Below are 14,490 nucleotides of genomic sequence, written 5' to 3'. Positions count from 1 at the left end.
CAACTCTTATGAAAAAGCAACAAATTACATTATTAGAAAAAAGAATTAAAAGAAAGCTTGTGTGGATGAAAACTGCCTTTCTATTGCTGGTGTTTACAGCAACAACCTTGCAAGGATGGGCGCAGAATGCAGAAAACAGGCAGATTTCTTTAGAGATGAAAAACGAACCGCTCGGTTCGGCCTTGAAACAGTTCAGCAATGTATCTGGTTATAAGGTGAATTTTCCCAGTGAAGACGTTGCACCCTATCGTGTAACTGTGAGTATATATCAGATGGCTCCTTTTGCAGCACTTCAGAAGATTCTGGAAGGAAAGCCTTTTGAGTATGATGTGAAACAAAATTTCATCACTGTCCGTAAAGTGAAAGCTACTTCGACAACTGCTTCAGGTAAGTTCAGAAATGTTGGGGGACAGGTAGTGGATGAGGGTGGTAATCCTTTGCCGGGAGCAAATATCAAAGTGCTCAATAGTCCTTTTGGTGCTATTGCAGATGCAGAGGGAAACTTTACTTGTAAAGTTCCGGTGGATGTACATACATTAGAAGTGTCTTTCGTCGGTATGCAGTCGGAAAAGGTTTCTGTTAAAGACCGTAACAATGTCCGGGTGATAATGCATGAGGACAAGCAACAGTTGGGGGATGTTGTGGTGACGGGCTATCAGCGTATTAGCCGTGAACGTTCTACTGCAGCTTTCGGTTTCGTTGATTCCGAACAACTGAACAGACAGATGCACAGTGACCTGGCCTCATCTTTGGAAGGGCAGATAGCAGGTTTGCGTATGAATATTAATCCGAATACGGGTGATATGAGTCCTATTCTTCGTGGAGTAGGTACGTTCTCGGATGACGTAGGAACAAATCCGCTGATCGTTGTGGACGATATGCCAACCAATTTAAGCTTGAGCGAGATAAATCCTTATAATGTGGAAAGTATCACAGTCTTGAAAGATGCTGCCGCTGCTAGTATTTATGGTGCTTTGGCAGCCAATGGTGTTATTGTAGTGACCACGAAACAAGCTCAGAAAGAAGGTGCGCACGTGAGTATTAATGCAGACTGGTTTATTACTACCAAACCAAGTTTCAAGAGCTTGAACTTAGCTTCAACAAGTGATATTATTGATTATCAAACAGCTGTTTTTGATGCTAATGTGGCGGAAAAAGGAAGTGCGGCGAATTTTTTATCTTCTTTTCAGTACAATTATTATAATCCCTTGTTCCAACTCTATCTGGATCAGGCCAATGGAGATATTACCAGTAGTGAAGTAAATGCTACGTTGGGACAATGGCGTAATAATGATTATTATAAGGAATATCGTGATAATGCTTGGCGTACGGCTATAACCCAGCGCTATAATGTAACTGTATCACAGAAAGCCGGAAATAGCAATCATTTCCTTTCTTTCAATTATGAAAAGGATAGTCAGCGCGTTATTAGTGGTAAAAGCAATAAAATTTCTTTGTACTATAAATCGAATTATGCGGTCACAAACTGGTTGAATCTGAATGCCGGAGTGGACGTACGTATGGGACGTAGTCATACTCCGAATAGCAGCTATACCAGCTATACCCTGCAACAACGATATGAGCGGATATTGGATGCCGACGGTAACCATTATACTTCTCCTTATGTGAATGTAGGTGCATATCCTTCCTATAATGGGAGTGTTGTAAGAAAAGCTGAAGGTGTCTCACCTTATAGAACGTTTGGTTTCAATGTACTTGATGCATTGGAGGAAAGCATAACAAAGTCACATGATGTTAGTATTCGTCCGTTTGTAAGTTTACAGGCTCGTTTCCTGAAAATGTTCAAATACAACTTCATGTATCAATATGAATGGAATAAAGGTAAGAGTGAACTATTTGAGTCGGAAAATACTTATGCAATGCGTATGCTACATAACAGTATGGTTGATACAAATGGAAAAGCACAATTGCCGCAAGGGGGACGTTTTTCTCAGACAGAAGTTGAAAGTAAGCGTTACACGGTACGAAACCAAATAGACTTTGATAAAACTTGGAAGGACCATGCAGTAACTGCCATTGCCGGTCTGGAATTTCGTGAAAATAAGATTCCGACACCTGCCCGCCAATTGTTGTATGGCTACGATCCGCAGACATTAACTTCTGATTTTATGAATTGGCAAGCCTATCGTGACGGTGTAGGAACCAGTGCTCTTTCTGACAGAACGATTACTTTATCGGGGCTGTCTGCTACTTTGCACGAGTCACGCCATCGTTATGCGTCTTTTTATGCAAATGCAGGATACTCTTATCTGTCACGTTATAATCTTTCCGGAAGTATTCGTTGGGATCAAGCCGATTTGTTCGGGCTCGATATACGTAATCAGCGCCATCCTTTGTGGTCAGTCGGTGCGTCTTGGATTCTGTCGGAAGAATCATTCATGAAAGAGATTTCCTGGCTGGATTACCTTAAACTACGTATGACGTACGGTATTAACGGTAATGTAGATCAAGCTTCGACTACCTATTTTGTTGTAAAGAAAAAAACACAGAGCAATCCCATCAAAACGACTTATCTGACTTACGAGGATGATGATCTGCCGAATCCGAAGCTTCGCTGGGAGAAAACGGCTACTTACAATATAGGATTAGATTTCCGTCTTTTCAAGAATCTGATAAGTGGTACTCTGGAGTATTATAATCGTCACTCATCTGATTTGTTGGTACGCCGATATATGGATCCGACTTTAGGAGCTGGCTCACGTGTAGTAAATAATGGTGAGATGCGTAATCGTGGTGTAGAGCTTTCCCTTTCAGCCAATATCATACGTAAGAAAGATTGGAACTTCGCTGTAGATTTTAACTTTGACCATAATAAGAACAAAATGTTGAAGGTGGATCATAGTGAATCCGACAATGCGAGCCTCTTTATAAAGAGTCCGCTGAACTATTTTATGGAAGGTACTAGTTATAATACGTTATGGGCTTACCGTATAGATCGTATGGAGAATGGATATCCGGTAGCAGTGGACAAAGATGGAAATGATCTGGTGAAATTCAATGAAGATGGTACGGTAGCCAGTATCACTTCTGGTTCTTCGCTCAAAGGTACTGATGACTTGGTGAACCTTGGTTCGCTGACTCCGAAATTCAGCGGGTCAGTAGGGTTAAGATTCAACTATAAGAATTTTGATTTGAATGCATTCTTTGTGTATGCTGGTGGTAATAAACTGCGTAACAGTGTATTAAAAATGGATGACCAGTTAGGTACTCAAACCTTGAAAGGAATTGCCAACCGTTGGACTGCGGATGATTCGAATGCACAGGTACGTATGTACCTCGATATACCGGCACAGGTAAAAACTTATGCAACAACTTTCCAGGATTGGTGGCAATTTGGTGACATCAATGTGAAAGATGCAGGTTATGTGAAATTGCGTAGTTTGAGTGTAGGGTATAACTTGCCGTTTACGGTTTGCCAGCACCTCCGCCTCTCTTCTCTGAAAGTGAAAGTGCAGGTAAATAATCTGTTTACCTGGTGTAAGGCAGGAAGTGATATTGATCCGGAAAGCTATGGAATGAATGACGGTACACGTGGCATCGCTTCTCCTAAGACTTACTCCATCGGATTATCAACAAGTTTCTAACCATTTAAAAGATATAAGATATGCGTAAATTACTTTATATATTGCCAGTTATTCTCATATTGGGTTTTGCAGCCTGTGAAGATTATGTGGATATTACTCCTACAGGCAAGAAAACGGTGGATTCTACTGATACTTATTATGAATTGATAGCCCTGCCCAACCGGGCCTACCATCCGGCAGCTTTTGCCTTGTTGAGCGATAATGTCTGGTCGAAAGAATCGAATATCATAGGTAATGAATTTATTTCATGGGATGGTATTAACATGACTTTTAATGAGGCAGCTAACCGAAAAGAGCTAAGTGATAACAATTTATATGAAAATTGTTATACATATATCCTACGGTCAAATATCGTAATTTCATTGGTTGATGCTAGTCTGGGTGATAAAGATGTTAAGGAATTGGCAAAAGCGGAAGCAAAGATCATGCGTGCCTGGGATCACTTTATTCTGATAAATACATTTGCGAAAGCATATAATCCAGAAACTGCAGCCACTGACGGTGGAGTTGCTATCATTGATAAATATGATTTGGAGGCTACTCCAACCAAATCTACGGTTGCTCAAGTATACGATTTTATTATTAAGGATATAGAAGAAGCGCTTCCTTATTTACAGGAAGAGCCGGTGAATGTATATCATCCGTCAAAAGCTTTTGGATATGCGTTGGCTGCTCGTGTTTATCTGTTCCATCGGGATTGGAAAAAAGCGAAAGAAGCTGCCGAAGAATCATTGAAGTTGAATAATACCCTGATTGATTATATTGATTTGGGAGCTAAAGGAGGTCCGACTAAGGTTACTACTTATGCCAAAGGCGGTAACCCGGAAGTGCTGAATTATGCTTATATGGGTGGTCCTACTGAAGTTTTGGCCTTTTGTTATGGTATGCTTAGCCCGGAGATGGTACAACTTTTCGGGCAGAATGATGAACGTTTGAACCAATTCTTTAAAACGAGTGACAACAGTATATACTACTTTGACGAAGGTTCAGGAGCTGCTTTGTGGAATACTTCGATTACTTATTCTAAGTTTCAGCCTATGTCTGTGGGAATGCGTACTGCCGAAGTTTACCTGATTCTGGCAGAAGCGAAAGCACGGCTGAAAGATATACCGGGAGCTGTCCAAACATTGAATCAGTTGCGTGAAAAACGAATCAAGGGAGCCGAAGCTGTATTGCCGGAACCTGCTACCGAACGTGCGATGGTGCAGGCAGTCATTGATGAGCGCCGTAAGGAGTTAATCTCCGGATTTAGTCGCTTCTGGGACTTGAAACGATACAATACGGAAGCTGATTACGCAAAGACAATCACCCGTACTTTCCCGCTGGTATCTACGGATGTCGAGAAAAAGACATATACGTTGAAGCCGGATTCACGGTTGTATATCATTCCATTTCCGTTGGCTGCCCGCGAAAAAAATCCGAACCTGACAATGAACACTAACGAATAAAAAAATAAAGAGAAAACTATGCGAAAGATTTTGGTGATGGCTGTGTTGGCGTTCCTGTCCTTGCAAGGTGTGGGAGCTCGTACCAGTGGTATATCTCTTCTGGAAAGTGGAAAGAAGAAACTGGTAGCACAGGAAGATACGGTCAAGAAAGACACTGTTAAGAAAGTAACGGCTTATGAAAAACTGTTGAAAGAGGGTGGAAGTGAATGTGAGGGTATGTTTACGGTACGCCACATCAAAGATAACTGGTATTTTGAAGTGCCGGATACTCTTTTAGGACGGTTGTTGTTGGCTGTGACCCGGTTTAAAGCAGTGCCACAGGGTTTCAAAATGCTTAGCGGAGAAGAGGTGAACCGGAGTGTTGTTTATTGGGAACAGCATGATGATAAGACTCTCTTTTTACGCGAATATGTGCAATCACAGTTTGCCCGTCCGGGTGATAACATTGCCGAGGCATTGAAACAATCGACTGTAGATCCTGTAATCTATAAATTTGATGTAATCGGTAGAAATCCGGAGACTCAGGCACAACTCATTGATGTATCAAAACTCTTTTTAGGTGATAATAAATTGTGTGGCTTTACCTCAAGCGACCGTTCTATTCTTGGCATCGGTACTTTAGCCCAGGACCGCACATTTATGGATACGATAAAAACCTATCCTATCAACGTGGAGGCAGTGACTTTGCGTACTTATAGTATTAGTGCCGGTAGACTACCGGCTGCACAGACTGGTTCGGTGACTGTGAAACTGAATACAAGCATCGTGATGTTACCCAAAGAACCGATGCAGCCACGGTTTGCCGATGACCGGGTGGGATTTTTCCAAAACTCGTTGACCGAATTTTCGGACGACCAGCAGACTACCGATCGTGGAGCCATCATTCAGCGCTATCGGTTGGAACCGAAAGATCCGGAACGTTACCGCCGGGGACAACTCTCCGAACCGAAAAATCCCATTATCTACTACATTGATCCGGCAACACCGAAGAAGTGGATACCTTATCTTAAAGCAGGTGTCGAAGACTGGAATACAGCATTTGAAGCTGCCGGATTCAAGAACGCTATAATAGCTAAAGAATGGCCGAACGATCCCAATATGAGTTTGGACGATGCGCGTTATAGTGTGATACGTTATCTACCCTCCGAAACGGAGAATGCTTACGGTCCGCGTATTGTCGATCCGCGTAGTGGAGAAATTATGGAAAGCCATATTTGTTGGTATCACAACGTAATGAACTTACTCAAAAAGTGGTATATGGTGCAGTGCGGGCCACTGGATAAGCGCGCGCGCACGATGACTTTTGACGACAAATTAATGGGCAGTCTGATTCAGTTTGTCTCTTCACATGAAGTGGGGCATAGTATCGGCTTACGGCACAATATGGCAGCCAGTTCGGCTACTCCGGTAGAGAAACTGCGTGATAAAGCTTGGGTAGAAGCCAATGGTCATACGGTATCGATCATGGATTATGCGCGGTTCAATTATGTAGCCCAACCGGAAGATCGGATTTCCGAAAAAGGATTGTTCCCTCGTATCGGTGTTTATGACAAATGGGCTATCCAATGGGGATATCGCTATCGTCCGGAATTTAAGGATCCTTATAAAGAAAAAGACGTATTACGTGCCGAAGTAACCAAAAAACTGCGGGGAGATCATCGCTTGTGGTTTGTTGGTGATGAAGGAAAGGGATTTGATCCCCGTAGCCAGAGTGAGGACTTGGGCGACAATAATATGAAAGCCAATGAATACGGTATAAAGAACCTGAAAAGAGTGATGGAAAACATACTGACCTGGACAGCACAGCCTGACGGAGAGTACACTGACTTAACCACCATTTATAATTCGGTTCGTGCCCAACATCTGAAGTATACCCTGCAAGTGCAGAAGAACATAGGAGGACGCTATACCAATAATTTGCCGGATCTCAAAGTGCATGATTATCTGCCACGCAGTTTGCAGAAAGAAGCTGTTGAATGGTTGGGACGCAATTTGTTTGTAGCTCCGCTCTGGCTCTATCCTGATGAAGTGGTGAGTCGTACCGGAGTCAAGCCGGTGGATGAGATTCGTGACCGCCAAAGCTCTGTTGTAGCTTTGCTACTTGCACCGGGAATGTTGTATAATATTTACTCAACCTCATTGTGTTCTTCGGAATCGTATGCACTCGATGATTATTTGAACGATGTATTTACTGCAATATGGAAACCGTTGAATGATCCCAATGAACTGGAGAATAATTTCCGCCGTCAGTTGCACCGGACTTATCTGGGGTTTGTCGAAGGCATGATTAAACCTAGTAGCAAAGATGGTGCCAATGCAAATCTGGCAATCAGCCGTTCTGATATTCAGCTTTTTGTAGAACAGCATTTAGATAAGATTGAAGAGTCGGTAAAAGAGCAACTTGATGCTTCTAAGGAGGGAGATCTCAATTACCGGCATTATGCGGCATTACTGCGCAACGTTCAAAAAATAAAAGAAGGATATTATGGAAAAGATGCTGATACGCAGGCTTCCGATAAATAACTTTGAGGAAAACGAACAATAGAAAAACAGAACAGATTTTCTTGTATATATAAACTCTCTCTCTAACAGGCTTACTCTTCTCTGACGATAAACTTGTTTTGATTCATAAGCGATCAATACATGCAAGTTTTGAGTTAGAGGAGAGTAAGTTTTTTTATATGCCTAATTACTGCACCTTACTTCTTAGCTGAAAGAATCATAATTTCTGGGTATTGATAACTATTTGTTTTCTAGTGAACTTTGTGAAGAAACAATCTGTTGTATATATAAAAAGAAGAAAGGAGACTTTTAGCAATGAAAAAGATAGTATTGCTCCGTCATGGAGAAAGTGCATGGAACAAAGAGAATCGTTTCACCGGTTGGACCGACGTAGACCTGACAGAAAAAGGGGTTGCCGAAGCCGAAAAAGCCGGAGAAACATTGAAAGAGTATGGCTTTAATTTTGATAAAGCATACACCTCTTATTTAAAACGTGCAGTGAAAACGTTGAATTGCGTACTCGATAAAATGAATCTCGACTGGATTCCTGTCGAAAAGAACTGGCGTCTGAACGAGAAACATTATGGTGACTTACAGGGATTGAATAAAGCCGAGACTGCCGGGAAGTATGGTGAAGAACAAGTGCTCATCTGGCGCCGTAGTTATGATATAGCCCCCAATCCACTTTCGGAAAAAGATTTGAGAAATCCGCATTTTGATTACCGTTATCATGAAGTGCCCGATGCAGAATTACCTCGCACGGAATCGTTGAAAGATACCATTGAACGTATTATGCCTTATTGGGAAAGTGATATATTTCCTAGTCTGAAAACAGCTCATACGCTGTTGGTGGTCGCTCATGGCAATAGTTTGAGAGGCATCATCAAGCATCTAAAAAACATCTCCGATGAAGATATTGTCAAACTGAATCTACCTACGGCTGTGCCTTACGTATTTGAGTTTGATGAAAACCTGAATGTATCCAACGACTACTTCCTGGGAAATCCGGAAGAGATTAAAAAGCTAATGGAGGCAGTTGCCAATCAGGGAAAGAAAAAATAAAATAGTTACATATTAAAAAGTAAAGTTATGAGTAAAGTAGTTGAGTTATTAAGAGATCAGGCCTGTTATTATTTGGAACATACCTGTGAAACCATCGATAAATCATTAATTCATGTTCCGTCTCCCGATACGATAGATAAAATCTGGATTGATTCGGATCGAAACATTAGAGTATTAAACAACCTGCAATCTCTGTTGGGACATGGACGGTTGGCAAATACCGGTTATGTGTCTATACTTCCTGTCGATCAGGACATCGAACATACTGCCGGAGCATCATTTGCTCCCAATCCGATCTATTTCGATCCTGAAAATATTGTGAAACTGGCTATTGAAGGCGGTTGTAACGGAGTAGCTTCCACGTTTGGAATTCTTGGATCCGTAGCACGTAAATATGCGCATAAGATACCCTTCATTGTGAAATTGAACCACAATGAACTGCTCTCTTATCCGAATAGCTTCGACCAGGTGTTGTTTGGCACTGTCAAAGAAGCCTGGAATATGGGAGCGGTGGCCGTAGGAGCTACTATTTATTTTGGCTCGGAACAGAGTCGCCGTCAACTGGTAGAGATTGCCGAAGCTTTTGAATATGCTCACGAATTGGGTATGGCAACCATCCTCTGGTGTTACCTGCGTAACAATGATTTTAAGAAAGGTGCAGTCGATTACCATGCTGCCGCCGACCTGACAGGTCAGGCCGACCGCTTGGGAGTGACTATCAAAGCTGACATTGTGAAACAGAAACTTCCTACTAATAATGGTGGCTTCAAAGCCATTGGTTTCGGAAAGATCGACGAACGTATGTATACCGAACTGGCTTCCGAACATCCGATTGACCTTTGCCGTTACCAGGTAGCCAACGGCTATATGGGACGTGTAGGCTTGATTAATTCGGGTGGAGAATCTCATGGTTCTTCCGATTTACGTGATGCTGTCATTACAGCCGTAGTTAACAAACGTGCCGGAGGTATGGGATTGATTAGCGGGCGTAAAGCATTCCAGAAGCCAATGAACGAAGGAGTAGAATTATTGAATGCCATTCAGGATGTATATCTTGATCCGTCAATTACGATCGCTTAATCAGGGATGAATAGAAATAAATTCTTATCTTTGACTATTAGATCGTTAACCATTAAAAATTAAGAGTATGAAGTTTTTTATTGACACAGCTAATCTGGAGCAGATTCAGGAGGCTTATGACCTCGGAGTACTTGACGGTGTGACTACCAACCCTTCGTTGATGGCGAAAGAAGGTATTAAAGGAACGCAGAATCAGCGTGAACATTACGTCAAGATATGTAAGATCGTTGAGGGAGATGTAAGTGCCGAGGTGATAGCAACTGATTATGAAGGGATGATTCGTGAGGGCGAGGAACTTGCCGCACTCAATCCGCATATCGTAGTAAAGGTTCCTTGTATTGCTGATGGAATCAAAGCTATCAAACATTTCACGCAGAAAGGAATCCGTACCAATTGTACGTTAGTGTTTTCTGTAGGACAGGCATTGCTGGCTGCTAAAGCCGGAGCTACCTATGTTTCACCTTTTGTCGGCCGTCTGGACGATATTTGTGAAGATGGGGTGAAGCTGGTGGGAGATATCGTACGTATGTATCGTACGTATGATTATAAAACACAGGTGTTGGCTGCTTCTATTCGCAATACAAAACATATTATCGAATGTGTGGAAGTAGGAGCCGACGTGGCTACTTGTCCGTTGAGTGCTATCAAAGGATTGCTCAATCATCCGTTAACTGATTCAGGATTGAAGAAGTTTCTGGAGGATTATAAGAAAGTGAATGGCTGAATGTAAGTGAGATGCAATGATAAAATGGGTGGTGAACATCATCGTGGATATTTTTTGTCCGCATGATGTTCACCTTTTTTATTTTCCTTCTTTCCTTTTTTGTTTCTGTTTTTCTTTGTATTGAGTCGGCGTTTCTCCTGTGTATTGTTTGAAAGCCGTACTGAAATAGCGTGAAGTAGTAAATCCGATCTTCTCGGCAATTTCCGTAAAAGACATATCCGTATGAGTGATGAATGTGATCGCTTTCTCCATCCGGAATTTATTGATGTAATCATTGGCTCCCATATCGGTTAGAGCTTTCAGCTTATTGTAAAGGGAAGCCCGGCTCATTCCTATTTCTTTGCAAATAAGAGTGACATCCAGATTGCTGTTATCCAGATTCTCCTGAATAATTTTATTCAGTTTCAACAGGAAGGTTTCATCTGCCTGGCTGAATGTGCTTTCTTCCGGTGCAGGAACCAATCCTGCATTTAAATATCTCTTTTTGATAGATTCGCGGTTTCTTAACCGGTTACGAATGATTTCCATTAACATTTCTATCTCAAAAGGCTTTGTAAGATAGGCGTCTGCTCCATTCTTATAACCACTTAACTGGCTTTGTTTATCATCTCTTGCTGTCAGCAGTACAATAGGAATGTGACTGATGGTAATGTCTTCCTTGATGTTTTTACAAAGTTCGTATCCATTCATTCTCGGCATCATCACGTCACTGACGATAATATCCGGAGTATGGCTTCTGGTCAGTTGGAGGGCTTCCACACCGTCCGAAGCAATGATTATCCGTTTGAAATATTCTCCTAGTGACTTTTTTAGGAAATCCGTCAGGTCCGGATTATCATCCACTACTAATATACTGTAAAAACTCGTATCGAAATTACTCTCCTCCGGCAATTGTTCTTTACTGTCATCGCTCATCAATTCGTTCAGATAGGCTTTCGGTTGGCAGATAATCTCTTCTGATTGTTGGCGAAGTGGGAGTTCAAAGAAGAATGTTGCACCGGCTTCCTGATTGTCTAGGGCACCGATGGAACCTCCGTGTAATTCGACCAGAATCCTGGAATAGGATAATCCGATTCCTGTCCCGCTCTGTTCTCCTGTACCCTGATAGAAACGGGTGAAGAGTTTCTGCGTATTTACTTGTTTGAGACCGTTTCCCTGATCTATGATGGAGACACGGACCCTGTTTTCCTCTGAAAGCAACTCCGAAGTAATGATTATTTCTGCATCTTGCGGACTGTGTTTTAAGGCATTGATAAGCAGATTGCTTAGAATAATCTCACACTTGTCTTTATCGAAACTAACAGTGTCGATATGCGGGTCAAGCTGATAACGGATACATACGTTCTTTGCTTCGCCTTCACTGGTGAAATCTTGTGATACATGTTCAATCCATTGATTGAGAGCGTATGGTTGTATCTGCAATTTGCTTTCTCCAACCTCCATCTTACGCACATCAAGTACCATATTGATAAGATTCTTCATTCGCTGTGACTGGCGATATATCGCTTTTATAGGTAGATATTGTGTATCTTCGGCAGAAAGCGATTTCAATATTCGGCTAAGTGGCGCATGTATGAGAGTCAATGGGGTACGCAGTTCGTGACTGATATTAATAAGGAAGCGCACTTTTTCTTCGTACACCTGTTGCTCATGTTCCTTCATTGCCCATTTCAGCTTTTCCTCTTTGCGTTTTAACGTTCTTCGGAAAGTTTCGATGACAGCAGCAGTAATGAACACTGCACAACTAATGATGAACCACCATGTCCGATACCAGGGAGGGAGAATCGTCAGTTCCAGTACCTCTTGACTGGGAATCCAACTACCATCTTTCGCTGTGCAGGAAGCCATGATCTTGTAACTTCCCGGAGGAAGTGAGCGTATGGCCAATTCGGGATTATATGATTCGATTTGCTGATCGTTCAGTCCTTCTATCTGATATCTGTATACTTTCTGCCGGAAGATATCTTTTTCTTTCGACATGATCCGAATGGTTATATTACTGTTCCAGGGAGCAGAAATTCCTATAGGGTTACTACTTAGCTTATCATTAACGGATTCTCCGTTGATAACCACATCCGAGAGTTGTAATTGCGGGAATTCGGAAGTGATTAAGGGCAAGTTGCTGTTAATATGCAGTAATCCTTTCACACCTCCCATATAGATATTCCCCTGTGAACTTAATAAACGGGGCTTGGATAGGTACTCATTCTGAATGACACCGTCGGATTCACCGAATAGAACAAATTTTCTTTCTTTGATTAACCAGGCGAAAAGCATATTGTCTGTTCCTATCCAGACTTTTCCTTGCTGGTCGCATACTATCAGAGTGACTTCTTCAAAGAGGGAGGTTGGTATCGGAGTTTGTTCTTGAGTGACAGGGTTATAATGTATCAGTCCGTAATTGTTTCCTATCCAGAAATTTCCATATTCATCTCGTGAGACAGAATTAATCAATGTGTCTTTACTGCATTGAAATATTATTTCGAGGCGGTTGGTACGGTTGTCCAGACAGAAGATATGTTTGCTGTCGTTCAGATATGTGTTATTCTGACTATTTGCTATAGGCAAAATGGTACCGATAATGTCTGCTCCTTGTTGTTCGGTAGCAATACTGAATGTTTGTTCTTTCAAGTTGTATTGGTAGATATGGTCTCCCAATAGCAGTACACTATGGGGGGAATTGAGGAATAGGTTTACTGTTTTTCCCCGGCTTCCTAGACGTTTGGAAGTTTCGGGATCAATAATAATAAAAGGAGTCTTCTTTCCCGTTGACGGGTTGAAAATAAATACGCCCTGTGAGAAAATAGAAAGCAATAGATTACCGGAGGTAAAAGGGCAGATAGAGGCTACTTTATCTTCCCATGTGGAAGGAAAGTGGGTGAACTTTTCTGTAAGGGGATTAAAAAGGTTAATACCTCCACCGTCCGTGCCTATCCAAATGCGACTATCAGATTCCTGATAGAGGCTTAGTACGGTATTGTTACTTAATCCGCGGTCATTGCCCGGCAATACATCCGTATAAGTTTTCATGGAAACCTCCCGGATGCTGATAAGACCGTTGCGAATACTTCCTGCCCATATATTATTGTTCCGGTCATTATAAAGACAGAGAATGGAGTTAGCGGGCAGTGAGTAGTTATCTCTTCCCGGTACATGCTCCAATAAAGAGAAATTTCCCGTTTCAGGTTCAAGAATATTGATGCCTCCTCCATCCGTTCCGATCCATATCTTCCCTTCCCGTTCAGCAAGACTTAAGACGACATTATTGCTTAAATCCGAGTTATGTGTGGTATACGAAGCCAATGGTCTTCCGTCATGGGAAAAACAGCTTATGCCTTCGTTGTAGGGGGGCTATCCATATCCGGTTTTGTGAATCAATAAGCATATTCATGATTTCCTTTCCGCAGTCAAAAGGAGGAGGTGTGTGTTTACCCGTATTTAAATCCAGAAGAAGTAATCCCTGCCATCGGCTGCAGCAAAGAAGAGTGTGCTCATTCCATAAACTTAGTAACGTGATATTGAAATTGGGCTCTCGATTAAACGTCTGTAAAAGGTGAAGAGAAGAATGCTGATAACTATAGAAATAGACTTTGTTTTGCGAGCCGAATAAAACTCCGTCTTTCATTAAACAAGTCGAGTAGGCTACTATATTATTTCCTTTCTCGTCCGTAGGTATGAAGAAATCATCACTTTGCCGTTGATAACATGCCACTCCTTTTTCTGTCAGAATCCAGATGTTATTCAGTTTATCTTCTGTTATCTGATTGATTTGGTTGTGGGGGATGGAATGAGGGTTGTCTGCTTGATGAGTATACTTTTTAAGTTCGTGGCCGTCGTACCGTCCTAGTCCGGAACGGGTTCCAATCCATACAAAACCTTGTTCATCGGTCAGGATGCATCGTACGGTAGAAGGTAACCCGTCTTTCAGGGAGATTTGCTTGTAATAATAATGTCCGGCTTGAAGGGAGGGAACACCGACAAACTGTATAATGAACGCTATACATAGCAGAATAAAGGTTCTTTTTCTCATGGTATTAGGTCAGTTAAACTGAAACAAAGATAATATATT

At 41.9% G+C, this 14,490-nt stretch carries 6 protein-coding genes and 1 pseudogene; 6 read left to right on the top strand and 1 reads right to left on the bottom strand.

The annotated features are described in order from the left end of the window. Window positions 1-8 precede the first annotated feature (8 nt). The 6 genes from NXV01_RS22460 to fsa all read left to right on the top strand — a co-directional run bounded on the left by NXV01_RS22460 (window position 9) and on the right by fsa (window position 10,421). Window positions 9-3,605 carry a SusC/RagA family TonB-linked outer membrane protein gene (locus tag NXV01_RS22460; RefSeq protein ID WP_195649523.1) on the top strand — a complete coding sequence of 1,199 codons (3,597 nt, stop codon included), beginning with the start codon at window positions 9-11 and terminating at the stop codon, window positions 3,603-3,605. Window positions 3,606-3,625: 20 nt separating this feature from the next. Next, on the top strand, window positions 3,626-5,053 hold the full coding sequence (locus NXV01_RS22455) for a RagB/SusD family nutrient uptake outer membrane protein (RefSeq protein WP_004304371.1): 1,428 nt from the start codon (window positions 3,626-3,628) through the stop codon (window positions 5,051-5,053). Between the two features lie 18 nt (window positions 5,054-5,071). Continuing rightward, complete coding sequence (locus tag NXV01_RS22450) at window positions 5,072-7,576, top strand: zinc-dependent metalloprotease (protein ID WP_259023256.1); 2,505 nt, start codon at window positions 5,072-5,074, stop codon at window positions 7,574-7,576. Window positions 7,577-7,870: 294 nt separating this feature from the next. Beyond that, complete coding sequence (gpmA, locus tag NXV01_RS22445; protein ID WP_148364718.1) at window positions 7,871-8,617, top strand: 2,3-diphosphoglycerate-dependent phosphoglycerate mutase; 747 nt, start codon at window positions 7,871-7,873, stop codon at window positions 8,615-8,617. A 27-nt stretch (window positions 8,618-8,644) separates the two neighbouring features. Continuing rightward, complete coding sequence (locus tag NXV01_RS22440; RefSeq protein WP_148364719.1) at window positions 8,645-9,697, top strand: class I fructose-bisphosphate aldolase; 1,053 nt, start codon at window positions 8,645-8,647, stop codon at window positions 9,695-9,697. A 67-nt stretch (window positions 9,698-9,764) separates the two neighbouring features. Next, window positions 9,765-10,421 carry a fructose-6-phosphate aldolase gene (gene fsa / locus NXV01_RS22435; protein WP_148364720.1) on the top strand — a complete coding sequence of 219 codons (657 nt, stop codon included), beginning with the start codon at window positions 9,765-9,767 and terminating at the stop codon, window positions 10,419-10,421. Window positions 10,422-10,499: 78 nt separating this feature from the next. On the opposite strand, the pseudogene NXV01_RS22430 reads toward fsa, so the two are convergent. Then, window positions 10,500-14,451, bottom strand: a pseudogene (locus NXV01_RS22430) (two-component regulator propeller domain-containing protein). Window positions 14,452-14,490 lie beyond the last annotated feature (39 nt).

The sequence above is a fragment of the Bacteroides sp. BFG-606 genome, assembly GCF_024788145.1.
Classification (GTDB): domain Bacteria; phylum Bacteroidota; class Bacteroidia; order Bacteroidales; family Bacteroidaceae; genus Bacteroides; species Bacteroides vicugnae.
The sequence above is the reverse complement of the archived record's forward strand: the minus strand, read 5'-3'. Positions and strand labels throughout refer to the sequence as shown.